Source organism: Azospirillum lipoferum 4B, assembly GCF_000283655.1.
In the GTDB taxonomy this organism is placed as follows: domain Bacteria; phylum Pseudomonadota; class Alphaproteobacteria; order Azospirillales; family Azospirillaceae; genus Azospirillum; species Azospirillum lipoferum_C.
Window position 1 is genome coordinate 376,480 of the sequence record NC_016586.1, and the last position, 25,993, is coordinate 402,472.

Consider the following 25,993-nt stretch of genomic DNA (forward strand, 5'->3'; position numbering starts at 1 on the left):
ATGTGGGTGAACTGATTTTTAAAAACCATCTCTTAACCAAGAGAACTTTCCCTGGCAATCCCGCGAGTTAGCAGCAATCCAGAGTTTGGAAGTGGGTCTGACCAACAGTTTTGAAATGGGAACTGCTTAGAAATTCGAAACAATTCAGACTAACTCTCTTTTTGAAAATATAGACAATGCGTTTTTCTGTGAGATTCTTCTGCTATGACTCAACTTTTTCTTCCCATGGCCCATCTTTTATCACACTATCCGCCCGATAGTTTTGGTTACACCGAAAGGCGTGCTCAGTCTTTCGAGCGAGGCCGGAAGCGGCCCAAAAATCCCAATCACATCGCAAGGAGATACCTACGATGGCTACGGTTCCTGGGGGCAACTATGACGATGTGAAGGTCGGCGGCGATCACGCCGATCTTCTCGACGGCGGGCAGGGTAACGATCTGTTGCTGGGGGGCAACGGCGCGGACACCCTGCTCGGCGGCGATGGCAACGATGCTCTGTTCGGGGGGAACGGGCAGGACGTGATCCATGGCGGCACTTCGGCGGATATGCTGCTGGGGGGCAACGGCAGCGACATCATCGACGGCGGTTTGGGCGACGACATCATCCTGGGGGGGAGTGGTGACGACGTTCTGATCGGCGGTGCCGGTCGTGACGTTCTGGATGGCGGCACCGGCGACGACGTTCTGTCCGGGGGGGACGGCAACGACGTGCTGACCGGCGGCAAGGGTGACGACATCCTGACCGGCGGCGGCCACGACGACATCCTCGATGGCGGCAAGGGCGACGACATCCTGCATGGCGGCACCGGCAACGACATGCTGATCGGCGGCGACGGCGACGACATGCTGTTCGGCGACGACGGCAACGACCGTCTGGAAGGCGGCAAGGGCGACGACCTTCTGTCCGGCGGCGCCGGCCAGGACGTCTTCATCTTCTCCGGCGGCGGCGGCCAGGACGTGGTCCTGGATTTCAAGGCCGGCGAGGACGTCCTGCAGATCTCCCGCAACATCAACGGTCTGAAGGTGAACGACGCCGCCGATCTGGCCGCCCGCGTCACCGACCAGCATGGCGACGCGGTGATCGACCTCGGCCATGGCGACAGCATCACGCTGAAGGGTGTCTCGGCTGCGGACATCCACAACCACCCGAACGACTTCTTCGTCATCCACTAAGCGGGCACCGATCGAGCGACGCTTTCTAAGCGACGCCTGAGAAGGACGGACCGGTGGTGTCAAGGCCGCCGCCGGTCCCCCTTTGCCCGAAATCAGCGCTTCCGAATTTTAAACCCCCGACGCTGCCGGAATCCAATCCATGACCGTCATCGCCGTCCTGCCGAATTCGGTGTCGATTGCCCCCGCGCAACGTCTGGCGCTGGGCCGCCGCTTCCTCCTCGTCTCCTGGATGATGGATGGTGCGGCCGATGCCGTCGGTTCGATCACGCCGAGCGTCGATGGCGAGCCGGTGCGTCCGCCCTTCACCACGCTGACCATCGACAGCGGCTGGGGCGCCCGCCGCGTCCTGTCGATCCTGCCGGCACCGCGCGACCCGCGGATGCCCATCCATTTCATCGCCAACAACCGCGTGATCGCGGAACTGCGCACCGAATCCGGCGGCGCCGATCTCGACCCCGCCGGGCTGCTGGGCAGCCTGGATGGTGCCGGCCGCCTGCGGGTTCTGCGCTTTCTGTTCGACTTCGCCTGCTCCACCCCGGCGCTTCGCCGCGATGCCACTTTCGCCGCGCTGTGCCGACGCCTGGTGCTCGACCGTGCGGCGGAGCCGGCGATGCTGGCGGTCCGCGCGACGGCGGGCGGCGACCTTCTGCTGTGTGCCGGGGCTCTGTCCGGCCGCTTCGGCGCCATCACCGGTCTGGTGGTTCTTGCGCCCTCCGCGCTGGCGCGGGCACCCTTCGATGCCTGCATCGGTCCCGATCCGGCGGGAAAGGGGCGCATCGCCTTCGACCTGCTGATCGACCGCGGGCTGTGCGCGCCGGGCAACCTGCTGGTGGTGCTGGGCGCCAACGGCGTCGCCTGCCGCCGCTTCCCCGAGGAACCCGTCGGCCTGCCGACCCTGACCGAGCGGCTGAACGCCCGCCCCGACACGCCGGCCGCGCTGCGTCACTACCTGCTGTCCTGCCTCGCCAAGCGTGGCCGCAACGATGCGTCCGCCGCGTCGGCGGTCAGCGAGTTGCAGGCGCTGGCCCCGCTGCCGCGCCGGCAGGCCGCCGACGCCAAGCGGCCGATCGGCGCCTCGCTCGACCTTGCTGTTCCGACCTCCGACGGCGGGCTGTTCCTGGCCGGCTGGCTGCACGATCCGCATGGTCTGGCGGCGGAGCTGGTGGTGCGCACCCCATTCGGCGGTGAACGGCGGGTGGAGCGCTTCACCAACCGCTTCCCGCGCGAGGATGTGGCGAAGCTCTACGGCAACACCGGCCTCGACCGCAGCGGCTTCGTCCTGCATCTGCCGGGCACTCCCGAACCGGCGGCGGCGCTGCAGGTGACGGCGGAGCTTCGGCTGGCGTCCGGCGGTGCGCTGCGCCTCGTCCCGCCGCCGCGTCCGCGTGCCGATGCCGATGCCCGCGCCGCCGTGCTGGGCAGCCTGCCGCCGCGCTTCGCCACGCCGGAGCTGCTGGAAACCGTCATCGGCCCGGCCGTCGCCCCGCTGCACGCCGCCCATCTCGCCACCCGTGGCGAGCCGGAACTGGTCGTCTATGGCGAGCGCAAGGCCAAGCCCGCGGTGTCGGTGATCATCCCGCTCTACCGCACGCTGGAGTTCCTGCGCTTCCAGATTGCCTGCTTCGCCACCGACCAGGATATGGCCGATGCCGAACTGGTCTTCGTGCTGGACAGCCCGGAACAGCGCGACGAGGTGGTGCATCTGCTGCGCGGCTTCCATGGCCTCTACGGCCTGCCGATGCTGCTGCTGGTGCAGAGCGCCAATTACGGCTATTCCGCCGCCAACAATGCCGGCGTCGCCGTTGCCCGCGCCAACCGCCTGCTGCTTCTCAATTCCGACGTGGTGCCCGACCGCGCCGGCTGGCTACCGCAGTTGGTGGCGGCGCTGGAGGAGCGTCCGGGCATCGGCGCGGTGGGTCCGAAGCTGCTGTTCGACGACGACAGCCTTCAGCATGCCGGGCTCTATTTCGACCGCGACCTGCAGGGCGCCTGGTACAATCACCATTACTTCAAGGGCCTGCCGCGCGACTTTGCCGCGGCCTGCCGCCCGCGCTCGGTGCCGGGCGTCACCGGCGCCTGCCTGCTGACCACGCGGGCCGCCTACACCGCCGCCGGCGGCTTCTGCGAGGACTACATCATCGGCGACTTCGAGGATTCGGACCTGTGCCTGCGCATCCGCGGCCAGGGTCTCGACATCCGCTATGCCCCGTCGGTCGAGCTGTACCATCTGGAACGCCGCTCCATCGGCCGGCACCAGGGCTACACCCGCGGGGTCGCCTCCGAATACAACCGCTGGCTCCATGGCCGCCGCTGGGCCGACCGTATGGCCGGGCTGATGGCGCGCGACTGGGACGCCGACGACGAGTTGCGGCCCTCCAGGACCGGCAGCAGCCGCAAGACAGCACAGGTGACCCGATGAACGCGATTCTGCCGACCCCGCAGCTTGCCGTCCTGCGCCGCCAGACCGATCCGCGGCTGGAATGGCTCTGCGCCCAGATCGCGCGCAACCGCTTCCTGCCGGTGCCGCCGCCCGAACTGCATTTCATCGGCGACGGCGATTTCCGCGCAATCGGGGCGGAGTTCCTGCGCCATTTCGTTCGTCTCGGCGGCCTGCGCCCCGACCACACGGTGCTGGAGATCGGCTGCGGCGTCGGCCGCATGGCGCTGCCGCTGACGCAGTATCTGGACGGGTCCTACGACGGCATCGACATCGTGCTGGACGGCATCCGCTGGTGCGCCTCGACCATCACGCCGGCCTATCCGGAATTCCGCTTCCACCATCTCGACGTCGCCAACGGCCTTTACAATCCCGACGGCCGGATCGAGGGGGAGACGGCGACGCTGCCCTTCAAGGCGAGCGCTTATGACTTCGTCATCCTGACCTCGGTCATCACCCACCTGCGCACGGCAGATACCGAGCGTTACGCGGCGGAGATCGGGCGGGTGCTGAAGCCGGGCGGGCGCTGCTTCCTCAGCCTGTTCCTGGCCGATGCCGCCGCGCGCGCCGGCATTGCCAAGGGCACCGCGCGCCCGGCCTTCCGTGATGCGCCCGGCGTGGAACTCCTGGCCGATCCCGAGCATCCCAACGCCGCCGTCGCCTATGACGAGGAATTCCTGCTCGGCCGCTTCGCCGCCCATGGGCTGCGGACGGCGCGTCCCGTGATGCGCGGTCACTGGAGCGGCCAGCGCGAGGCCGAGAATTTCCAGGATCTGCTGGTTCTGGAGAAGGGGGCTGTGCCATGAGCCGGCGCCGCCTGCCGCTCGTTCCAGCCGGCCTCGCCGCGGCCCGTCCAGCTCCGCGCCAGCCCGCGCGTCCGCTGATGGCTGCCCGGCCGCCGCGGGTGCTGCTGATCGCGCACAACCACCCGAGCCTGCATCCCGGCGGCACCGAGATCTTCGCGCACGAGCTGTTCGGCGGCCTGAAGGCTGCCGGCGCCGAGTGCCTGTTCCTGGCCTGCACCAACGACATCCACCGCGCGCCGCGCCCCGGCACCGGCTTCCAGACGCTGGGCCGCAGCGCCGACGAGGTGCTGCTGTGGGCCGGTCATTTCGACCATTTCCACCAGAGCCAGATCGACCTGCACGGGCTGGTCCCCGACCTGTCGAACCTGCTGCGCGCCTTCCGGCCCGACATCGTGCATGTGCATCACACGCTGCTGCTGGGCGTGGAGATGCTGTTCCTGATCCGCCGTGTCTGCCCGGATGCCAAGATCGTCTACACCCTGCACGACTATTACCCGATCTGCGCCAATGACGGACAGATGGTCACGCCGCCGCGCGGCGAGGACGGGACGCGCACGCTCTGCACCAAGGCGTCGCCGGACGCCTGCCGCCGCTGCTTCCCCGACCGGCCGGCCGACCAGTTCCTGCTGCGCGAGAAGCACATCAAGGCGATGTTCGGGTTGGTCGACCGCTTCCTGGCGCCCAGCCGCTTTCTGCGCGACCGCTATGTCGCCTGGGGCCTCGACCCCGCCCGGATCGAGGTGATGGCGAACAGCCGCCCCACCGTGGATCCTGCCCCGGCGCGCGACCTCGCCCCCGGTGCGGGACGCGACGCCTTCGCTTATTTCGGCAACCTGAACCCGTTCAAGGGCATCACCGTGGCGCTCGACGCCATCGCCCGCATGGCGCGCCAGGGGCTTGCCCCCTCGCTGGCGGTGCATGGCGGCAGCCTGTATCAGGCGCCGGAATTCCGCCAGCGGGTGGCCGACGGCTTCGAGGCGACGCGCGGTCTCGCCACCGCCCATGGCCCCTATAGACCGCAGGAGATGCCGGCGCTGATGGCCGCCGCCGACTGGGTGGTGATGCCGTCGATCTGGTGGGAGAACGCGCCCCTGGTGATCCAGGAGGCCTTCCAGCACCGCCGCCCGGTCATCGTCAGCGGCATCGGCGGCATGGCGGAGGCGGTGCGCGACGGCGTCGACGGACTGCATGTCCGTCCCAACGACCCCGCCGACCTCGCCCGCGTCATGACCCGCGCCATGACCGAACCCGGCCTGTGGGAGCGGTTGTCGGCCAACATCCCCGCCGTCCGCCCGACGGAGGAGGCCGCATCGCTCCACCTCGCGCTCTACGGCGAACTGCTCTCAACAACGCCCGCCGCTCTTATCCAGGGGAACCGCACCCGATGAAGGACCGCAGCACCAAGGCCGACGTCACCGCCGCCGTCCTGCTGGACGAGGACACTCTGATGCTGTTCGGCGCCATCGACCAGCCCCTGCCGGCCGACAGCGTGGTGATGCTGGACGGCATGATCGACGGGCGTTTCCGCGGCGGCTGCTGGACCGACGCGGCGGGGGAGCGCTGGTTCCTCGGCGCCATCCGCGTCACCGGTCTGGCCCATATGCGCCCGTCCCGCATCGAGATCGAGGACGCGCAGGGCAAGCATTTGCTGCTGCCCCGCCTGTCGAACGTCCGCACCAACCCGGCTCATCTGGTCGCCGCCTTGCGCGAGGTGCAGCCGCAGTCGCTCGACACCGCATTGGATGTCGCCGTGACCCTGCTGTCCGGCCCGGCGATGGGAGAGGGCGAAGCGGGGGAGGGCCACCGCCGCACCCGTCTGCTGTCCGGCTTGGCCCATGAGGCTTCCCGCCCGGATGGCTTCGCCGAGGTGCTGGGCCGCTTCCACGACGGCGCGCTGATGGTGCAGGGCTGGTCGCACGGCTTTCCGGCCGGTGCCGCCCATGTGCTGGTCGAGGCCGACGATCTGCGCACCCATGCCAGCGCCGCGGGGTCCTTTCACCGTCCGGACCTGCCCGACGATGCCGCCGGGCTGCTGACGGTGCTGGAAGGGCCGGTGGCATCCCCCGACACCATCCGCCGCATCCATTTCCGCGCCGCCGACGGTTGGCGCCATCTGGCGATCTTCGAGCATCGGCAGTTGCTGGCCGACGGCGTCGCCTCCGCCCATGCCCGCGACATGCTGGGCCATCTGCAGGGCGATGCCGCCCGCCGCGGTGTCGCCGCCGCCATCGCCGCCCGCTACAACGGGGTGGAGACGGTGTCGCAGTTGCAGGCCCCGGTCCGCATGGGGCTGGACATGGCGGTGCGCGTGCCGGGCGCCGGTCTGTTCGTCTGCGGCTGGCTGCTCGACCCCACCGGCTCGGTGCGGGCGGTGACGGTGAAGGGCGGCGGCATGTCGGCGCGGCTGGATCAGGACTGGTCGCGGCTGGGCCGCAAGGACGTGTCGGACGCCTTCGCCCATGACCCGCTGTTCGCCGGCCGCCTGGCCCCGGGCAGCGACGCCCACGGCTTCACCGCCTTCGCACGCGAGCCGGCCGGAATCTCCGCCGACGCCGAATTCCATCTGGAGCTGGCGCTCGCCGACGGCATCGCTTTCCTGCCGCTGCCCTGCCAGCCGCCGACCGGCGATGCGCTGCGCCGCATGCTGGGGGCGGTCAATCCCGACAGCCCGTCCATCGACCGCGTCGTCGCCACCCATCTCGGGCCGATGCTGCGCACTGCCACGTCCTTCCAGGCCGTTCCGTCCTCCGTCCTGCACCCGATGGGCCGTACGCAGAAGAGCCCGCGCGTGTCGGTGATCCTGCCGGTCTGCGACGGGCGCGAGGATGTCGACCTGAACCTCGCCCGCATGGCGAACGACCCGGACTTCGCCGAGGCGGAGATCCTCGTGGTGGCCGGCGCTGGCACCCATGAGCGGCTGGCCGGCATGGTCCGGCAGGCCGCCGGCTTCTACCGTCTGGCGGTCGGCTTCGTCGCCGCACCCACCGCATCCGACCCGTTCGAGGCGGTGGCGGCATCCCTGCCGCATGCGCGGGCCGACCGCGTCCTGCTGCTGTCGCCGTCGGTGCTGCCGACCGAGCGCGGCTGGCTGTCGGCGCTGGAGCGGGCGATCCGCAAGCCGAACGCCGTCGGCTCCGCCGCGCTCGCACCGGTGATGGTTAGCCCGACCCTGCTGTACGAGGACCATTCGGTCCGCTTCGCCGGCATCGTCGCGGTCGAAGGGCCGGGCGGCACGGTCACCTACGAGCGCCGCTATGCCGGCTATCCGCGCGACTGGCTGAAGGAGCAGGAGGCGTCGGCGGTCGATGCCGCCTCGGCCGACTGCGCCCTTCTGCCGCGCGAGCTGCTGGCGCGGGCGATGGCCGACGGCGGACGCTATCTGGCGCAGGAGCCGAAGGGGCTGGACCTGTGCTTGCGGGTGCGGGCGGCCGGCGGCTCCTGCCTGTGGCTGCCGAAGGTCCGGCTGGTGGCGGTCGACGAACAGGCCCGCCACGCCCGCGACCCCCGGCTGGAGCGCATGAGCGCGCTGGTCGACGAATGGAGCTTCGCGGAGCGCTGGAAGGCGTCGATTGCGGCCTGATTCAACTCTTGCCCCCACCCTAACCCTCCCGCCTCAGCACTTGCTCCCTCCCTCGCCCAGCGGGGGAGGGTCGGGGTGGGGGCAAGCGACACAACCACTTCACCCCCCGCTTAGGACAGACGGTCACCCGATGAGCAAGACCAAGCGCGCACTGATCATCAGCCATGGCCACCCCTCCTTCTCGCTGGGCGGGGGTGAGGTCGCCTCCTACAACCTGCACAACGGCCTGCACGACCTGCCGGGCTGGGAGAGCCATTATCTCGCCCGCGTGGCTCCGCCCATCGCGCAGCATCGCGGCTCCGCCCTGATGGCGCTGCGCCAGAAGGAGCGGGAGGTGCTGTATTACGCCAACGACTACGACCATTTCCGTCTGTCCAACCGCAACCTGCCGGGGCTGGAGAAGGACTTCGTCCGCTATGTCCGCGACCTTCAGCCGGACGTGGTGAACTTCCACCATTTCCTGGGGCTGGGGATCGAGACCATCCAGGCGGTGCGGCAGGCGCTGCCGCGCGTGCCCATCGTGGTGACGCTGCATGAATATCTGTCGATCTGCCATCACCACGGCCAGATGGTGAAGACCAGCCGCAACACGCTGTGCTACCGCGCCAGCCCGGCCGACTGCGCCGGCTGCTTCCCGCACATCGGCGAGGCGGAGTTCTTCAAGCGCGAGCTGTTCCTGAAGACCTTCCTGGAGCAGGCGGACTTCTATGTCAGCCCGTCGAACTTCCTGATCGACCGCTATGTCGACTGGGGGCTGCCGCGCGAGAAGTTCCGCATGATCGAGAACGGCCTGACCATCGAAGGGATCGCCCCGCCGCGCCCGGTCACCCGCGGCGGCAAGCGCAACCGCTTCGCCTTCTTCGGCCAGCTGACCGAGTTCAAGGGCGCCCATCTGCTGGTGGAGGCGGTGTCGCGCCTCTCCGACAAGGCCTGGGGCGAGGACGGTGCGCTGATGATCTTCGGCGGCAACCTGGAACGCCAGCCGGAGGCCTATCAGAAGCGCTTCAACGACGCGGTTGAGAAGGCCGGCGACCGGGTTCGCTTCTATGGCAGCTACCGCTCCGCCGAGCTGCCGGGCCTGATGAAGGACGTCGATTGGATGGTCATCCCGTCGATCTGGTGGGAGAACTCCCCCGTCGTCATCCAGGAGGCCTTCTTGCATGGCCGTCCGATCATCGCCAGCAACATCGGCGGCATGGCGGAGAAGGTGACCCATGGCGTCGACGGCCTGCATTTCCGCAACGGCAGCGTCGAGGATCTGGTGGACCGCATGACGGAGGCGCTGACCTCGCCCGACCTGTGGGACCGCCTGCGCCTGCGCATCCGCCGTCCCATCGACCGTGCCGAATGCGCCCGCCAGCATGCCGAGGTCTTCGACGCGCTGCTGGCCGCCGGCGGGGCGGCACCCTCCATTCCCGAACGGGCGGTGGCGCAGCGGTCCTGATAGGAAAGAATGGGACAGCCTGTGATACTTTTCGAAGTCGTGGAATAATTAATTCCATTTTTCACAGAGTAAATTGGTAAAGTTGGAATGAAAGTCGCAGGATCTTCCATTCATGTCCTGTGCGCCGATTCGAATTCGCCCGGCAATGATCCGGGTGCCATCCGCCCTTATTGCCGCTCAACCCAGGGAGAGCCGCCGTGGCCAACATCCTCGTCATGATTCCGTCGGGCGAAGTCTATGATCATGACTGCGTGCGCTGGTACGCCTACCAGGACATTCAGCGCAGCATCGGTCATTATCACAACATCGGCGACGCCTTCGTCTTCGACTCCTCGCTGAAGCTGTTGACCTATGACAAGCTCGACGTGCTGGAGATCCGCGAGTTCCGGCAGGAGGCCGTCGACCGCATCAACGCCGAGTATGATTACGTCTTCCTGCGCGGCAGCAACTACATCCACGATTCGATGGACTGGCCGGCGGCGACCCTGCAGGTGCTTACCAAGCTGCGCATCCCCGTCATCGCCTTCGGCGTCGGTGCCCAGGCGCCGGCCACCGGCAAGCTGACGCTGTCCGAGGAAAGTAAGCGCATCTGGCGGACCATCGCCGACAAGTCGACGACGCTGGGCGTGCGCGGCACCTATACCGCCGAAGTGCTGTGGGATCTGGGCATCAAGAACACCCGCATCGTCGGCTGCCCGACCGCCTTCCGCAACCGCGACCCGGAACTGCGCATCGACCTGCCGGCTCTGGACAGCGTGCGCAAGGTCGGCATCACCATGCGCCGCGAGGTGTCCAAGCACTATTCGCCGGACGTCCGCAAGTATCTGGAACGCCACCGCGATTTCGTGAAGGACATCTCCCGCCGCTTCGACACCGTCCTGATGATGCAAGGCGAGGTGGAGGAAAAGAAGCTGCTGTGGGGCACCGGGGAGCAGAAGGCGGAGGCCTGGACGCAGCTGCACGAGAATGCCTGGCTGAAGCAGTGGTATTTCGACGACGGGATGGACGCGCTGTACCGCGAGCGCCTGTGGTATTCGGACGTCGTCGCCGACTACGAGACCCTCGTGCGGTCGAAGGATCTCGTGCTGGGATACCGTCTGCACGGCAACCTGATGGCCCTGTCGAACGCCACGCCGTCGGTCTATTTCAGCTATGACAGCCGCACGGCGGAGTTCGCGGAGACCTTCGCGATCCCCTGCTACAACGTCTATTCGGACAAGCCCTTCGTCCTCGAGGAATATTGGGACCAGAACCTGTTCGAGAAGTTCAACCGCACCTACTACCAGCGCTATCGCGACATGCGGGAGTTCCTGGACGAGAATTACGTTCCCCACCGCATGCCGAGCCACACCCTGCGCCGCACCACCGACCGCAAGGCGGCGTGAGTGGGCTGATCGTCCCCTCTCCCCGGGGGGGAGAGGGGGATCTCACTCCAACCAACCGGAACGGGTCCGATGTCCGCCACCGCCAAGATCGTCGAGCTTCACGACCCCGCCGCCGCGGCCGAGGCACCGCAGGGGGCGGCCATCGTCGGCCATATCGACGCCCTGCAGGGGGGGCGCGTGTTCGGCTGGGGCTGGGACGGCAATCATCCCGGCGACCGGCTGGAGGTGGAACTGCGGCTGGAGCGGGACGGCGGTCCGCCGGTGACGCTGGCGCGGGTGCTGGCCGACCGGCTGCGGCCCGATCTGGCGGGCGGCGGCATCGGCGACGGCGCGCATGCCTTCGAAGCCGAACTGACCCTGCCCGAGGGGGCCGATCCGTCGCGGGTGGTGGCCGTCGTCCGGTCGCCGTCCACCGGCGAGACCGTGACCTTCGCGCAGCCCAACCCGGAGGACCAGCGGCTCGACCGCCTGCTGGGGCCGCATCTGCAGCGCATCGGCGAGCGGATCGACGCGCTTCGCCGCGACCAGCGTCAGCTTGCCGCCGCCCAGCAGACCATCGGCCGGCTTCTGCGCGACGCCGGCGAAGGAGTGACGGCACTCCGCAGCGACGCGACCCGTCTGGAAGCTGCGCAGGCGGAGCGGACCGAGGCATTGGCAGCCACCCTGCAGGAGTTGACCGAGCGCGTCGGCGGCCTGGAGGTGTTCCTGATGCGGATGGACCAGACCCTGCGCGGGCTGGATGGCGCCTCAGCCGAAAAAACCAGCGGGGCAGGCTGGTCGCCGCTGCTGACCGTGCTGGGATCGACGGCCGGCGCCTTCATCGCCGTGCTGGTCGGCTGGTTGACGCTGCATTGACCGGGAAGGTTCCGCTAGACTGAAGGGTAGGCAACCGGAGCGGCTTGGCGGTGTTGACACGCTGCGGCCCTCCTGCCGCACCGTGTCACCGACCGGAGCCTTCCCAACCATGCCTGTCCATCATGCTTGACGGAGTTCCCGTCGCCGATCCGTCTCCCGAGGCGCCGCCTTCCCCGCAGTCTCCGGCAGCCCTGACCGTCCAGAGCGAAGGCGAACTGGCCGTCCGGCTGGCGGCGCTCGCCCGCCGTCCCGGTGGTGTCCTGCTGCTTGCCCGCAGCGACGGTCGTGCGGCCCGGCTGGCCCATCTGGCCGGCGACATAGCACCCGACCTCGACGTCGTGCTGCTGCCCATCGACGAGACGGCTGCCGGGGACCGTGCCGCGCCGTCGCGCGCCGTGCTGGGGCGCCGCGCCGCCGGGCTGATGCGGCTGGCCGACGTGGCGGCACCAGCCGCCGGCCGGCTGGTGGTGGCCTCGGCCGACCTCGCCCTGCAACGGCTGCCGCCGCGGGAAGCGTGGACGGGCGCCCGGTTCCGTGTGACCCGCGGCATGGCCTATGACGAGGCGGCATGGCGCGGTTGGTTCGCCAGAGCCGGCTATGTGCTGGACGAACGGGTCGACGAACCCGGAGAGGCGGCGATCCGCGGCGCGGTGGTGGAGATGTTCCCCGGCGACGGCGACCGGCCGGTCCGCTGCGACATCGCCGATGGTGTGGTGCGCGAATTGCGGCTGTACGACCCGGTTTCCCAGCGCTCCATCGCCTCCATCGACGAGGTCACGCTCGGCCCGGTCAGCGACCTGATCGTCGGGCCGGAGATGCTCGACTGGCTGACGGCCAACCTCGCGAAGCTGGGCTATGTCCTGCCGGCGGATCTGCGGCGGGAGTTGGAGAAGGGGCGGCGGCCCTATGCCTTCGACCTTCAGCTTCCCAATGTCTTCGACGATTGCCCGCTGCTGCTCGACCTGCTGCCGGACGCGCTGGTGGTGCTGGATGCCGGCGCGCGCGACCGCATCGAGGCGCGGGCCGACGATCTGGCCGAGTCCGGTCCCGACCGCCGCATCCGCCGCGACGACGCCTGCATCCTGCCGGTGCCGGCGCTGGAGCGGCGCCTGATCGATGCCGAATCCCTCGACGAGAGGTTCGCCGCCCGCGACGTGCTGCCGGTCGAGCTGACGACCGGGCCGGCTGTGGAGGCAGCGCGGACCGAACGCACGCTGCTGCGCCGGGCGGCGGCTCTGGTCGGGGAAGGCGGCGCCGTGCTGCTCGCCGCCCACCCCGGTGGCGGACCCGACGAGGCGGACCGGCTGGCGGAGCGGGCGGAGGCGGCGTTGGGGCGGCCGGTGCCACGCCTGGACCGCTGGCCGGACCCGCCGCTCGCGCCGGGCGGCTGCGCCGTGCTGGCGCTGCGGACCGGTGGGGGCTTCGTCTGTGACGGCATGACCGTGCTGGTGGCGCCGCGCCATGCCGGGGACGCGGGCAGGGGGGCGCCGGCCCGGCCGCCGCTGGCGCCGTCCGAGCTGGCGCCCGGCGACTTCGTCGTCCATCTGGATTACGGCATCGGCCAGCTGGTCGGGCTGGAGGCCATCGCCTCCGATGACGGTGCGGGTGGGGAGACCACCGCCGATTTCCTGGTGCTGGACTATGCCCATGACGACCGGCTGCTGGTCCCCACCTCCGACTTCGACCGGCTGTGGCGCCATGGCTCGGCCGACACCGGCGCCCGTCTCGACAGCCTGAAGAACGCCAGCTGGCTGGATCGCCGCGCGGTGCTGGAGGCGGAGATCGGCGAGACCGCCAAGGGCATCCTGCGCGAGGCCCGCCGCCGCGCGCGGGAGACGGCACCGGTCATCGACCCGCCGGCCGACCGCATGCGCCGCTTCGGCGCCCGGTTCGGCTTCGACCTGACGGAGGGGCAGCATCACGCCATCCGGTCGGTGCTCGACGCCATGCGCCGGGGCCACCCGATGGACCATCTGGCCTGCGCCGACGTCGGATACGGCAAGACGGAGGTGGCCTTGCGTGCGGCGGCGGCCGTCGCCTTCGCCGGCCATCAGGTGGCGGTGATGGCCCCGACCTCTGTCCTCGCCCGCCAGCATCTGGACGTATTCCGCCGCCGCTTCGCCGGCTTCGGCCTGACGGTGGAACCCTTGACCGGTGCCATGACCAAGGCGGAGGGCGAGCGGGTGCGCGCCGGGCTGGCCGACGGATCGGTGGACATCGTCATCGGCACCCATGCACTGCTGTCCAAGGATGTCCGCTTCCTCCGCCTGGGCCTGATGGTGGTGGACGAGGAGCAGCGTTTCGGCGCCGCGCAGAAGCAGGCGCTGAAGCGGCGGACCAAGGGCGTGCACAGCCTGGCGCTGAGCGCCACGCCGATCCCGCGCACGCTGCAGGGCGCACTGGCCGGCTTGCGCGGGCTCAGCATCATCGACACGCCGCCGGCCCGCCGCCGGCCGGTGCGCACCGCCGTGACCCCGCGCGATCCCACCACCGCCCGTGCCGCCCTTCTGCGCGAGCTTGGCCGCGGTGGGCAGGCCTTCTGCGTCACCCCGCGCATCGCCGACCTTAGCGAACTGGAGGATTGGATCCGGGAGCTTGTGCCGGCCGCCCGCATCGCCGTGGCGCATGGCCGGCTGGGTGCGGCGGCGCTGGACGACGCGGTGATGGGCTTCGTCGACGGCGAGAGCGACATCCTGCTGTCGACGCCGATCATCGAATCCGGCATCGACATCCCGCGCGCCAACACGCTGCTGCTGTTCCGCCCCGACCTGTTCGGGCTGGGCCAGCTGCACCAGCTGCGCGGCCGGGTGGGGCGCGGGGCGGTGCAGGGCTACGCCTATCTGTTGACCGATCCCGACCACCCGCTGGAGGAGCGGGCGGCCCGCCGGCTCGGCTCCCTGGAGGTGATCGAAAGCCTGGGCGGCGGCTTCGTGCTGAGCATGCTCGACCTCGACCAACGCGGGGCGGGCGACCTGCTGGGCGAGGACCAGACCGGCCATCTGCGCGCGGTGGGGACGGAGCTGTACCAGCGCATCCTGGCCGACGCCCTGCGGTCGCTGCGCCGCCAGCCGGACGAGCGCTGGGACCCGGAGGTGACGGTCGCTGTTCCCCACTGCATCCCCGCCGCCTACATCCCGGAGGAAGAGCTGCGCATCGGCCTGCACCGCCGCATCGCCCGCACCCGCGATGCCGGCGAGCTGGACGCCCTGCGCGAGGAGATGGAGGACCGCTTCGGTCCGCTGCCCGACCCGGTGGAGCGCCTGCTGGCCGTGGCGTCGCTGCGCTGCCGCTGCCGGGCGCTGGGGATCGCTTCGCTCGGCTGCGGACCGGCGGGGGTGGCGGCGACCCTGCGTGGCGACCGCGCCGACAAGCGGGCGGCGACTCTGGCCAAGCGCTCCAAGGGCCTGCTGCGCGCCCAGGACGACCGCCTGACCGCCGCGCTGGAGGCCCCCGACGCCGATGGGCGGCTCGCCAATGCCGAACGGGTGCTGGACTGCATCGAGGCGATTGTCCGCAAGGCACAAAGGAGGAAGAAGGAAAGCGCAATTCGATAGCAAGCGGCGGAGTGCGCGGTGCCGTCCGCCGGCCCAGTTTGCCCCCTCAACACGTCTCGATGCCTGTATGGTTCGAGGAGGGAGAGGGACAGATGACCGTTGCACTCGATACCGCCGCACCCGCCATCGCCGCTACCGATACCGACGCCGACCGTTGGGACGCCTTGCGCCGCCGCGATCCCGCCGCCGACGGGCGGTTCGTCTATGCGGTCCGCAGCACCGGCGTCTATTGCCGTCCCAGCTGTGCCGCGCGCCCGGCCCGGCCGGAGAATGTCGTGTTCTACGACACCAATGCCGAGGCGGAACGGGCGGGTTTCCGCCCGTGCAAGCGCTGCCGCCCGGACGGCCAGAGCCAGGCCGAGCGGCGGGCCGATGCCATCGCCCGCGCCTGCCGCCTGATCGACGAGGCGGAGGAGGTCCCGCCGCTGGACCGGCTTGCCGCCGCCGCCGGACTGAGCCCGCACCACTTTCACCGCATCTTCAAACAGACGACCGGCGTCACCCCGCGAGCCTATGCCGAGGCCCGCCGCGCCGCCCGCGTCGCCGGCAGCCTGCAGGAGGCCGGCAGCGTGACGGAGGCGATCTACGAGGCCGGCTATGGCTCGTCCGGTCGCTTCTACGAGACGGCGGGGGCTCGGCTGGGCATGACGCCCACCGCCTACCGCCGCGGCGGGGCGGGGGAGGCGATCCGCTTCGCGGTCGGGGCCTGCTCGCTGGGCTCCATCCTGGTGGCGGCGACGGAGCGCGGGGTCTGCGCCATCCTGCTGGGCGACGATCCGGAGGACCTGCTGCGCGACCTGCAGGACCGCTTCCCCAAGGCCGAGCTGATCGGTGGCGACACCGGCTTCGAGGCGACCGTGGCGCAGGTGGTAGGGTTGGTCGAGGCGCCGGGAACCGGGCTGGCCCTGCCGCTGGACATCGGCGGCACCGCCTTCCAGCAGCGGGTCTGGCAGGCCCTGCGCGCGATTCCCGCCGGGCGGACCGCCAGTTACGCCGAGATCGCCCGGGCCATCGGCGAGCCGGCGGCGGTGCGGGCGGTGGCGCGGGCCTGTGGCGCCAACCCGCTGGCGGTCGCGATTCCCTGCCACCGGGTGGTGCGATCCGACGGCGGCCTGTCCGGCTACCGCTGGGGCGTGGAACGCAAGCGCGACCTGCTGGAAAGGGAACGGGTGCACGACCGCAAGGAGTTGGCGCGGTGACGGCGGTGGACGATCTGGACTGGGCCCGCATCGGGGCGGAGCTCGATGCCGGCGGCCATGCTCTGACCGGGCCGCTTCTGGATGCCGGGACCTGTGCGGCGCTGGCCGGCCTCTATGGGCGGAACACCCCCTTCCGCAGCCGGGTGGTGATGGAGCGGCACGGCTTCGGCAAGGGGGAGTACAAATACTTCACCCACCCGCTGCCGGACCCGGTCGCTGCCCTGCGGGCTCCGCTCTACCGTCGGCTGGCACCCATCGCCAACCGCTGGGCCGAGGCGATGGGTCTCGACACCCGCTATCCGGCGGAGCATGCGGAGTTTCTGGAGCGCTGCCACGCCGCGGGGCAGACGCGCCCGACACCGCTTCTGCTGAAATACGGCCCCGGCGACTACAACTGCCTGCATCAGGACCTCTATGGCGAGACGGTGTTCCCGTTGCAGGTCGCCATCCTGCTGTCGGAGCCCGGCAGCGGCTTCACCGGCGGCGAGTTCGTGCTGACCGAACAGCGCCCGCGCATGCAGTCGCGCGCCACCGTCGTGCCGCTGGGGCTGGGCGAGGGGGTGATTTTCGCCGTGGACCAGCGCCCGGTCCAGGGCAGCCGCGGCCCCTACCGGGTCCGCCACCGCCATGGCGTCAGCCCGGTCAGGTCGGGCGAACGCTACACGCTGGGCATCATCTTCCATGACGCGGCGTGAAGCGTCACCCTGCCGCCGACGGCGCCCGCGATCCCATGCCGCGGGCGGGGGAGTAGCCGCGTACCGCCAGCGCCGCGAACAGCAGGGTCGCACCGGTGACCACGGCCAGCGCCAGCTCATCCACCTGCCCATACAGCGCAAAGCGGATCAGCTCCACCCCATGGGTGAAGGGGTTCAGGCTGCACAGCCACCACAGCAGCGGCCCAGCCTCCTCCATGCGGTAGAGCGGATAGAGGGCGGAGGACAGGAAGAACAAGGGGAAGACGACGAAATTCATCACCCCGGCGAAATTCTCCAGCTGCCGGATGGTGGAGGCCAGCACCATGCCGAGCGCGCCCAGCATCAGCCCGTTCAGCAGCAGGGCCGGCAGCACGGCCAGCGGCGCCCAGGCCGGCAGATCGATGCCGTAGAGCCGGACGATCAGCAGGAAGGCCGCCACCTGCAGCACCGACACCACCACCCCGCCCAACAGCCGCGCCAGCAGCAGGAAGCCGCGCGGCAGCGGGCTGGTCAGCAGGATGCGCATGCTGCCCATCTCGCGGTCGTAAACCATCGACAGCGAGCCCTGCATGCCGTTGAACAGCTGGATCATGCCGATCAGCCCCGGCACGATGTAGGTCTCGTAGGGGATGTAGGTCTCGTAAGGCGGGATGATGGCGATGCCGAGCGCCGCCCGGAAGCCCGCGGCGAAGACGAAGAGCCAGACCAGCGGCCGGACCAGCGCGCCCAGGAAACGTTCGCGCTGGTGAACGAAGCGCAGAACCTCGCGCGCGACGATTCCCTGGAAGGCGATCCACCATCCGCTCATGCCGCGGCCTCCGCATTCGCGCCAATATTGGCAGCCGGTCTGGCGGCGGTCAGCCGGTCGAAGCTCTCGGCCACGGTGGCGCAGCCGGTCTCGGCATTCACCGCGGCGACCGGGCCGCTGGCCCGCACCCGGCCGCGGTGCAGGACCACGACATGGTCGGTGGCCGGGTCGATCTCGTCGATCAGGTGGGTGGCCCACAACACGGCGATCCCGTCCTCGGCGCACAGCGCATGGACATGGCGGATCAGGGTGCGGCGGGCGGGGATGTCCAGCCCGACCGTCGGTTCGTCGAGCAGCAGCAGGGTGGGGCGGTGCAGCAGGGCGCGGGCGATTTCCACCCGCCGGCGATGCCCGCCGTTGAGCGCGCGGACCTTCTCGCCCCGCCGTTCGAACAGCGACAGGCGGGTGAGTTCCGTCTCGATCCGGCGGTCGGCCTCGCGCCGTCCGATGCCGTGCAAGGCCGCGAAATAGCGCAGATTCTGCACCACCGTCAGGTCGAGGTCGAGCGTCGGCTGCTGGAACACCACCCCCAACCGGGCCAGCGCATCGCCGGGTGTCTGCGCCATGTCGTGGCCGTGGATGCGCACCCGGCCCGCGGTCGGGCGAAGCAGCCCGGTGGCCAGCGCGAACAGCGTGCTCTTGCCCGCCCCGTTGGGGCCGAGCAGGCAGGTGAAGGCACCCGGCATCACGCGGAACCCGACATCCTCCAGCGCATGGCGCTCCCCGCCATAGCTGTGGCGCAGCCCCTCCACCTCCAATGCCGGCACCGTCATCCTGCTGCTCCCGTTTTCCATCACCCCTTGACGACGACGCCCCAGGGATAGCGGCCGACCTTGATCGACTTCGTCACCTTCAGGCTGTCGACGTCGATCACCGACACATCGCTGCTGACCCCGTTGGTGCTGTAGAGGGTCTTCTGGTCGGGCGTCAGCGCCAGATGCCAGACGCGGCGGCCGACCAGCAGGTAATCCTTCACCGCGAAGGTCCTGGCGTCCACCACCGCGACATGGTTGGCCGGGCCGAGCGCCACGAAGGCATAGCGGCCGTCGTCGGTCAGCTTGACGCCCACCGGCTGGATGCGGTCCTTGGCGACGCCCTTGATGTGGAAATCGATGGTCTTCGTGACCTGGCGCGTGGCGGTGTCGATGACACTGACGGTGCCGCCGATCTCCGACGACACCCACAGCTGCGTGCCGTCCCTGGTGAACTCCGCATGGCGCGGGCGCGGACCGACCAGGGTGTTGTCGACGACCTGCCGCTTTTCCACGTCGATCCAGTGGACCATGCTGGTGGTCTCCGACGTGTTGACGGCCCATCGCCCATCGGGGCTGACGTCCATGCCTTCCGGTTCCACCCCGACATCGACCTGGAAGGCGACCTTGCGCGAGGGCACGTCGACCACGGTGACGACGTTGCTGTCCTCGTTGGCGATGAACAAGCTCTTGCCGTCGGGGCTGAGCGCGAACTGTTCCGGATCCTCGCCGGAGGGCAGGTTGTGGACGACCTTCTTGCTGGCGAGGTCGAGAACCTGCACCGCATGGTCGTCGCTGGCGCAGATGAACAGCTGGCTGCCGTCCTTCGACAGGGTGATGCCGCGCGGGCGCTTGCCGACCTTGATGGTGTCGACCACCGCCAGCGTCTTGCCGTCGATCACCGACAGGCTGTTGTCCTTCTCGTTCGACACATAGATCGTCTGTGCCGATGCGGCGGACGCCAGGAAGGCGGTCAGCAGGGAAGCGGTCAGGGGTAGCCAGGGCAGGCGGGCGGATGTCATGGCGTCTTCTTCCCTCGCGTCTTGCAGAGTGTTTCGGGTTGGTCGTAGCCCAGGCTGTCCAGTTCGGTCCGCGGGTGCAGGAATCCCTCCTGCGGCGACACCGACACGACCGAGCGGTCGGCCGCCAGCAGCACCGGCTGGCGCAGCTGCCCGTCCCACGGACGCAGGGTCAGCGGTGCGCCGCGGAAGGCCGACATGGTGAAGTCGGGCGATTGGATGAAAGCGATCAGCCGGTCCGGGTCGGCGGTGCGGGCACGGGCGGCGGCCTCCCCCACCACGCGGACGGCGGTCCAGCCATTGTGGTCGCGGGCGGTCATCGGCCGCTTGGCCGCCGCCTTGAAGCGGGATTGCAGCTGTGCCGCCCCCCATTGTTCGTGGGTGCGGTGCCAGACAGTGGGGACCAGCCCCTGGGTGCCGGCCACCGGGCGCGGATCGGCGGTGCGGTAGGACAGGTAATCGCCGAACTCCCCGACCTCGTCGGCGACGATCAGCACGTCATAGGATTTGGCCTGGGTGAAGACGGGGATCTCCGCCTCCGCCGTGCGGTTCACGTCGCTGTCGGCGGTCCACGCCTTCTCCGCCACGATCTGGGCGCCGACACGCTTGGCGGTGCGGCGGACGGCGTCGGCATAGAGCTTGTCCTCCGGCCGGCGTCCGGTGACGAGGAACCAGCGCGGCCAGCGCTTCTTCACCAGATACTGCCCCAGCGCATCGGCCAGCATTGCCCGGCTGGGCGCCACATGCAGCAGGTTGGGCGCACAGGCCGCGCCGCGCAGCCCATCGTCCGGCGCATTCGCGTTCAGGATCAGCAGGTTGCGCGCCTCCGGCAGCTTCGACAGCGCTTCCACGGTGGCACCCGGCGCATCGACGACGACGAAGCGGTCGCCGCGTCCCGCCAACTCGCGCAGGGCCGCCGCCGCATCGCCGTCCGGCGGAACCTCCACGCTGTCCAGTACGAAGGACTGCTTGAGGAACTTGCCGGTCGTGTTGTTGTCGGCGATGGCGAGCATGGCGCCGGCCAGCCCGTCGTCGGCCGCCGGCTCGTCCGGGTTGGCGACGTAGGGCGGCGGTTCCGGCGTCTGCGACAGGAAGCCGATGCGGATCTCGCCGACATTCTGCTGGGCGGCGGCGGGCATTCCGGCGAGCAGAACGGCGCCGAGTGCGGCCAACGTCAGGCTGTGGAGCAGGCGTGTCTTCGTCATCGTATCCGTCGGAACGCAAACAGTTCGGTATGCAGCCTATCCGGCGAATCCGGTCTCCGGAATGCGACTATGGGAGGATGGACAGCCGTCCGGCGGGCGGAGGCGCCCGCCAGGCGATCAGGGCCACGCCCCGCCTTGTACGAAAGTCCAATTATTGGCGTTGCTGACCAATCGCTATCCTGGCTGTCGTTCGATCAGGAAACCACTGCCGGAATCTCCGATGGCGCCCGTCACCCGTCGCCGCTTTCTCTCCGGACTTGCTGCAACCGTGGCGGCGCTTCCGCGCGGTGCCTCCGCCCGTCCGCTCGACGAGGTGATGGAGCGCGGCCGGCTGCGCGTGGCCGTCTACCGCGATTTCCGGCCCTTCTCCTTCCAGCAGGACGGGACACTGGTCGGCATCGACGTGGACCTTGCCCGTGCCATCGCGGGAAAGCTGGGCGTGAAGGCCGACATCGTGGAGCAGATCGCCGGGGAGACCGTGTCCGACGACCTGCGCGTCGCGGTTTGGCGCGGCAGCCTGTTCGGCGGCGAACTGGCCGACATCATGATGCACATCCCCTATGACAAGCAGTTCGGCCTGATGAACCCGGAGGCGGTGCTGTTCGGCCCCTATCATCACGAGGTGTTCGCGCTGGCCCGCAATCCGCAGCGGGTGCGCTCTGCCATGCTGGCGACCCTGCCGGAGGAGCCCATCGCGGTGGAGATCGACAGCATCCCCGACTTCTTCCTGCTGGGCCTGCAGGGCGGCCGGCTGCGCAGCCACATCATCCATTGCCCGACGCCCGAGGCCGCCGTCGAGAAGCTGACCTCCGGCGAGGCCGCCGCGGTGCTGGCGCCGCTCAGCCAGGTGCAGGCGGCATTGGGGGCGCGGGCGGAGCAGTTCCCCATCACCACGGTGACCTTGCCGGGGATGATGACGTCGAGCTGGAATGTCGGTATGGCGACCAAGGAGAACTCCCGCGATCTCGTCTATGCTGTCGGCGACGCGGTGGCCGCCCTGACCGAGGACGGGACGATGGCGAAGATCTTCGCCGGCTACGGCGTCACCCACACCCCCCCGCCACTGGTGGAGTGAAGCTCTCAGGATCCCCTCTCCCCCCCGGGGAGAGGGAGCAGCCCCCGGTTCGGGAGACGTTCATGCGACACGCCTTGCTCGGAAGCCACCTGACCGCAGCGCTGCTGATCGCAGCCACCCCGGCATTCGCCGCGCCTTCTCCGTCCGACCCGCTCGGCTCCGTGATGTGGGAGGCCCTGCGCGATCAGTATTTCGCCGACGCGACTGTGGTGTTCGATGACAAGGTGAAAGTCACGGCCCCGACCTCGGCGGAAGACACCCGCGCCGTGCCGCTGTCTGTCGACGCCACCGCCCTGGGGCAGGTGGTGGAGATGCTGGCGATTGCCGACCTCAACCCCTTTCCGCTGATCCTGCGCTATCACCCCGGCACCGCCGCGCCCTATATCGCCACCCGCATCAAGATCCAGCAGGCGACCGCCGTGCGCGGCGCGGCGCGGACCGCCGACGGCGTCTGGCATGTGTCGGGCGTCGTGGTCGATGCGGCGGGTGGCGGCTGCAGCGCCCCGCCGGTGTCCTATGCGCAGAAGGATTGGGCCGATCATGTCGGCGAGGTGCAGGCCCGGCTGTGGCCGGCGGATGCGGACGGGGTAGCACGGCTGCGGCTGCGCATCCGTCATCCCAACGACACCGGCCTCGTCGACGGCATCCCCGCCTTCTTCGTCGAGACCCTGACGGTCCAGGCACAGACCCCCGGCGGCCCGTCCGAGCTGGCGCGGATCGACAGCCTGGAGCCGGTGTCGGAAAATCCGGTCTACTCGCTGGATGTCCGCCCTCCGCCGGATGCCAAGGCGCTGGTGCTGCGCGGCCGCGACAACCAGGGCGGCGAGATCGACGCGGTCATCCCGATGCCGCCGCCCGGCGCCCGGCCGGCGATGACGCTGCGCCCGACCGACCCGCTGCGGAGTGTCGGGCAATGACGACGAAGCTTCTGCGCCGGCTGGCGCTCGCCGCCGCTTTCGCCGCCGGTCTTGTGGCCGCTGCCCAGGCCGCCGGCCCGCTGAGCTACGACCTGAAGCCGATGCGCATCGCCCCGGACACCTATGTGTTCGAGGGATCGACCAAGCATTTCACCCGCGCCAACGGCGGCAACATCCTGAATTCCGGCTTCATCGTCACCGCCGACGGGGTGATCGTCATCCAGACCGGACCGTCCCGCCGCTATGGCGAGGAGATGCGCGCCGCCATCCGCAAGGTCACCGACAAGCCGATCCGCAAGGTCTTCGTCAGCAATCTGCATCCCGATTACTGGCTGGGCTCCCAGGCCTTCGCCGACGTGCCGGTCGCGGCACTGCCCGGCACCATCGCCGGCATCCAGGAGGAGGGGAGCGGCATCGCCGACAACATGTATCGGCTGGTCGGCGACTGGATGCGCGGGACCGAGGTGACGGTGCCGACCGAGCCGGTCTATGGCTCCACCGTCAAGTTCGGCGACCACCGGCTGCGGCTGATCCCGCTCGCCGGCCACACCGCCGCCGACCTGATGATCCTGGACGAGACGACGGGCGTGCTGTTCGCCGGCGGCGTCGTCTTCTGCAACCGCACCCCCACCACGCCCCATGCCTCCATCGCCGACTGGCTGAAGGAGCTCGACGCGGTGGATGCTCTGGACATCCGGCTGCTGCTGCCCAATCACGGCAACATCCGCCCCGACAAGGCCTGCGTCGCCCAGACCCGCGATTGGTTGACCTGGCTGGACGGCACGCTGCGCCATGCGATGGAGTCGGGCATGGACATGGCGGAAGCGCTGGAACTGCCGATCCCCGAACGCTTCGCAGTTCTCGACGTGCTGCACGAAGAGTATCGCCGCTCCGTCGCCCATCTCTGGCCGAAGATCGAGCGGGAGAGCCTTCCCAAAGTCAATTGACGCTTGCGCCTGCTACTATCCGACAATTTACCCGACCGATCATCCGTCTACACTGCCGATATCGTGAAGCGACGCGGCCCTTGCGGCCGCCAACATCCTGATAGCCGCCCCGATCCCGCCCAGAACCGCCGGACCCGCCCGTCCTGCGGCAACGGCCGGGCCTTGCCCGGGCGGTGCCGTCATCACCAGTATTGGGAGGCAACCGCACATGAAGCGTCTGGTTACAAGTCTGGCCCTGGCAGCCTCGCTGGCCGCATTCAGCGCCACCGGCGTTCTCGCCGCTGAAGGCCCGTCCAACGAGGATCTGCTGAAGAGCGCCACCAACACCGAAGCGGTCCTGACCTATGGCATGGGTCCGCAGGCCCAGCGCTTCAGCCCGCTGACCGACCTGAACGCCGACACCGTCAAGAAGCTGGTCCCGGTCTGGTCCTTCTCCTTCGGCGGCGAAAAGCAGCGTGGGCAGGAAGCCCAGCCCATCGTCTATGACGGCACCATCTACGTCACCGGCTCCTACTCCCGCCTCTATGCGGTCGACGCCCGCACCGGCCAGAAGAAGTGGGAATACAACCACCGCCTGCCCGACGGCATCATGCCCTGCTGCGACGTGGTGAACCGCGGCGCGGCGATCTACAAGGACAAGATCTATTTCGCCACGCTGGACGCCCGCCTCGTCGCGCTGAACCGCCAGACCGGCAAGGTCGTCTGGAACAAGAAGCTGCAGGACTACAAGGAAGGCTATTCCAACACCGCCGCCCCGATGATCGTCGACGGCAAGATCATCACCGGCAACTCCGGCGGCGAGTTCGGCGTCATCGGCATGGTCGAGGCCCGCGATGCCGAGACGGGCGAGCTGGTCTGGCAGCGCCCGACCATCGAAGGCAACATGGGCACGCTGAACGGCAAGGAGTCGACCGTCACCGGCAAGACCAACGCCAGCTGGCCGGGCGACATGTACAAGACCGGCGGCGGTGCCACCTGGCTGGGCGGCACCTACGATCCGGAGACCAAGAGCCTGTTCTTCGGCACCGGCAACCCGGCGCCGTGGAATTCGCACCTGCGCCCCGGCGACAACCTCTACACCTCCTCCACGCTCGCCATCAATCCGGACAACGGCGAGATCAAGTGGCACTACCAGACCACGCCGCATGACGGCTGGGACTTCGACGGCGTGAACGAGTTCGTGTCCTTCGACCTGAAGAAGGACGGCAAGGTCATCAAGGCCGGCGGTAAGGCCGACCGCAACGGCTTCTTCTATGTCATCGACCGCAACACCGGCAAACTGATCAACGCCACGCCCTTCGTTACCAAGATCACCTGGGCCAAGAGCATCGACATCGAGACCGGCCGTCCGATCTACATCGACGACAACCGTCCGGGCGCCCCGACCCAGGGCAGCGGCGACGCCAAGGGCAAGTCGGTCTTCGCGGCTCCCGCCTTCCTCGGCGCCAAGAACTGGATGCCGATGGCCTACAACCCGCAGACCGATCTGTTCTATGTCCCGGCCAACGAGTGGGGCATGGACATCTGGAACGAACCGATCACCTACAAGAAGGGTGCGGCCTATCTCGGCGCCGGCTTCACCATCAAGCCGCTGTACGACGATTACATCGGCGCGCTGCGCGCGGTCGATCCCAAGACCGGCAAGATCGTCTGGGAATACAAGAACCCGGCCCCGCTGTGGGGCGGCGTCCTGACCACCGCCGGCAACCTCGTCTTCACCGGCACGCCGGAAGGCTTCCTGAAGGCCTTCGACGCCAAGTCCGGCCAGGAGGTCTGGAAGTTCCAGACCGGCTCCGGCGTGGTCGGCAGCCCGGTCACCTGGAAGATGGATGGTGAGCAGTATGTCGCCGTCGTCTCCGGCTGGGGCGGTGCGGTGCCGCTGTGGGGCGGCGACGTCGCCAAGCTGGTGAAGGACATCAACCAGGGCGGCTCGCTCTGGGTCTTCAAGCTGCCCAAAGCCTGATCGATCCTCGACCGGCTGGAATGGCCGATAGGAAAGGGGTGGACCGGAGCGATCCGGTCCGCTCACTTCTGTCTGTAGATATCGGGCAGTCGAATATCGACACCATCCGGTTATGTCCTACCATAGTCCAATTATTTGCCTGCCCCACTGCTGATAACGTCCGGCCATGCGAAGCAGAAG

General features: G+C 69.1%; 19 protein-coding genes. 15 read left to right on the forward strand and 4 right to left on the reverse strand.

The features are described from left to right. Positions 1–350 precede the first annotated feature (350 nt). The 11 genes from AZOLI_RS19965 to AZOLI_RS20015 all read left to right on the forward strand — a co-directional run bounded on the left by AZOLI_RS19965 (position 351) and on the right by AZOLI_RS20015 (position 17,127). Positions 351–1,172 (forward strand): calcium-binding protein, encoded by an 822-nt coding sequence (locus AZOLI_RS19965; protein ID WP_014188946.1) that lies wholly within the window; start codon positions 351–353, stop codon positions 1,170–1,172. A gap of 139 nt (positions 1,173–1,311) precedes the next feature. Continuing rightward, complete coding sequence (locus AZOLI_RS19970) at positions 1,312–3,591, forward strand: glycosyltransferase (protein WP_014188947.1); 2,280 nt, start codon at positions 1,312–1,314, stop codon at positions 3,589–3,591. Then, positions 3,588–4,415, forward strand: a complete 828-nt coding sequence (locus AZOLI_RS19975; protein ID WP_014188948.1) for a class I SAM-dependent methyltransferase — start codon at positions 3,588–3,590, stop codon at positions 4,413–4,415. Before AZOLI_RS19970 ends, AZOLI_RS19975 begins: the two co-directional genes overlap by 4 nt. Next, on the forward strand, positions 4,412–5,803 hold the full coding sequence (locus tag AZOLI_RS19980; protein ID WP_014188949.1) for a glycosyltransferase family 4 protein: 1,392 nt from the start codon (positions 4,412–4,414) through the stop codon (positions 5,801–5,803). Before AZOLI_RS19975 ends, AZOLI_RS19980 begins: the two co-directional genes overlap by 4 nt. After that, a complete protein-coding gene (locus tag AZOLI_RS19985) occupies positions 5,800–7,995 on the forward strand; it encodes a hypothetical protein (RefSeq protein WP_014188950.1) in 2,196 nt (731 codons plus the stop codon). Before AZOLI_RS19980 ends, AZOLI_RS19985 begins: the two co-directional genes overlap by 4 nt. Positions 7,996–8,125: 130 nt before the next feature. Continuing rightward, positions 8,126–9,439, forward strand: a complete 1,314-nt coding sequence (locus AZOLI_RS19990; RefSeq protein WP_014188951.1) for a glycosyltransferase family 4 protein — start codon at positions 8,126–8,128, stop codon at positions 9,437–9,439. Positions 9,440–9,636: 197 nt separating this feature from the next. Continuing rightward, positions 9,637–10,824, forward strand: coding sequence for a polysaccharide pyruvyl transferase family protein (locus AZOLI_RS19995; protein ID WP_014188952.1), 1,188 nt, complete (start codon positions 9,637–9,639; stop codon positions 10,822–10,824). Positions 10,825–10,893: 69 nt separating this feature from the next. Beyond that, on the forward strand, positions 10,894–11,679 hold the full coding sequence (locus tag AZOLI_RS20000; protein WP_014188953.1) for a hypothetical protein: 786 nt from the start codon (positions 10,894–10,896) through the stop codon (positions 11,677–11,679). Positions 11,680–11,801: 122 nt separating this feature from the next. Continuing rightward, positions 11,802–15,233 (forward strand): DEAD/DEAH box helicase, encoded by a 3,432-nt coding sequence (locus AZOLI_RS20005; RefSeq protein ID WP_014188954.1) that lies wholly within the window; start codon positions 11,802–11,804, stop codon positions 15,231–15,233. A 92-nt stretch (positions 15,234–15,325) separates the two neighbouring features. Beyond that, positions 15,326–16,432, forward strand: coding sequence for a bifunctional DNA-binding transcriptional regulator/O6-methylguanine-DNA methyltransferase Ada (ada, locus tag AZOLI_RS20010; RefSeq protein ID WP_014188955.1), 1,107 nt, complete (start codon positions 15,326–15,328; stop codon positions 16,430–16,432). Then, the gene (locus AZOLI_RS20015) at positions 16,429–17,127 is read left to right on the forward strand and encodes a 2OG-Fe(II) oxygenase (RefSeq protein WP_014188956.1); all 699 of its coding nucleotides are present in this window, start codon (positions 16,429–16,431) and stop codon (positions 17,125–17,127) included. Before ada ends, AZOLI_RS20015 begins: the two co-directional genes overlap by 4 nt. Positions 17,128–17,131: 4 nt before the next feature. On the opposite strand, the gene AZOLI_RS20020 is transcribed toward AZOLI_RS20015, so the two are convergent. Genes AZOLI_RS20020 through AZOLI_RS20035 form a run of 4 tightly spaced genes read right to left on the reverse strand, consistent with a single transcriptional unit; the run spans position 17,132 to position 20,911 of the window. Beyond that, positions 17,132–17,935 (reverse strand): ABC transporter permease, encoded by an 804-nt coding sequence (locus AZOLI_RS20020; protein ID WP_014188957.1) that lies wholly within the window; start codon positions 17,933–17,935, stop codon positions 17,132–17,134. Further along, a complete protein-coding gene (locus tag AZOLI_RS20025) occupies positions 17,932–18,708 on the reverse strand; it encodes an ABC transporter ATP-binding protein (protein ID WP_014188958.1) in 777 nt (258 codons plus the stop codon). The genes AZOLI_RS20020 and AZOLI_RS20025 overlap by 4 nt, the downstream gene beginning before the upstream one ends. A gap of 20 nt (positions 18,709–18,728) precedes the next feature. Beyond that, positions 18,729–19,709, reverse strand: coding sequence for a YVTN family beta-propeller repeat protein (locus tag AZOLI_RS20030; RefSeq protein WP_014188959.1), 981 nt, complete (start codon positions 19,707–19,709; stop codon positions 18,729–18,731). Next, positions 19,706–20,911, reverse strand: a complete 1,206-nt coding sequence (locus AZOLI_RS20035) for an ABC transporter substrate-binding protein (protein ID WP_014188960.1) — start codon at positions 20,909–20,911, stop codon at positions 19,706–19,708. Before AZOLI_RS20035 ends, AZOLI_RS20030 begins: the two co-directional genes overlap by 4 nt. A gap of 220 nt (positions 20,912–21,131) precedes the next feature. Between AZOLI_RS20035 and AZOLI_RS20040 the strand changes: the two genes are divergently transcribed. The 4 genes from AZOLI_RS20040 (at position 21,132) to AZOLI_RS20055 (ending at position 25,813) form a co-directional block, all read left to right on the forward strand. Further along, complete coding sequence (locus AZOLI_RS20040) at positions 21,132–21,986, forward strand: substrate-binding periplasmic protein (protein ID WP_014188961.1); 855 nt, start codon at positions 21,132–21,134, stop codon at positions 21,984–21,986. Between the two features lie 62 nt (positions 21,987–22,048). Then, positions 22,049–22,903, forward strand: a complete 855-nt coding sequence (locus AZOLI_RS20045; protein WP_014188962.1) for a quinoprotein dehydrogenase-associated SoxYZ-like carrier — start codon at positions 22,049–22,051, stop codon at positions 22,901–22,903. Next, entirely contained in the window at positions 22,900–23,850 is a 951-nt protein-coding gene (locus AZOLI_RS20050; protein ID WP_014188963.1) for a quinoprotein relay system zinc metallohydrolase 1, read from the forward strand. Before AZOLI_RS20045 ends, AZOLI_RS20050 begins: the two co-directional genes overlap by 4 nt. Positions 23,851–24,058: 208 nt before the next feature. Continuing rightward, positions 24,059–25,813: a methanol/ethanol family PQQ-dependent dehydrogenase gene (locus AZOLI_RS20055; RefSeq protein WP_014188964.1), complete on the forward strand. Its 1,755-nt coding sequence runs from the start codon at positions 24,059–24,061 to the stop codon at positions 25,811–25,813. Positions 25,814–25,993 lie beyond the last annotated feature (180 nt).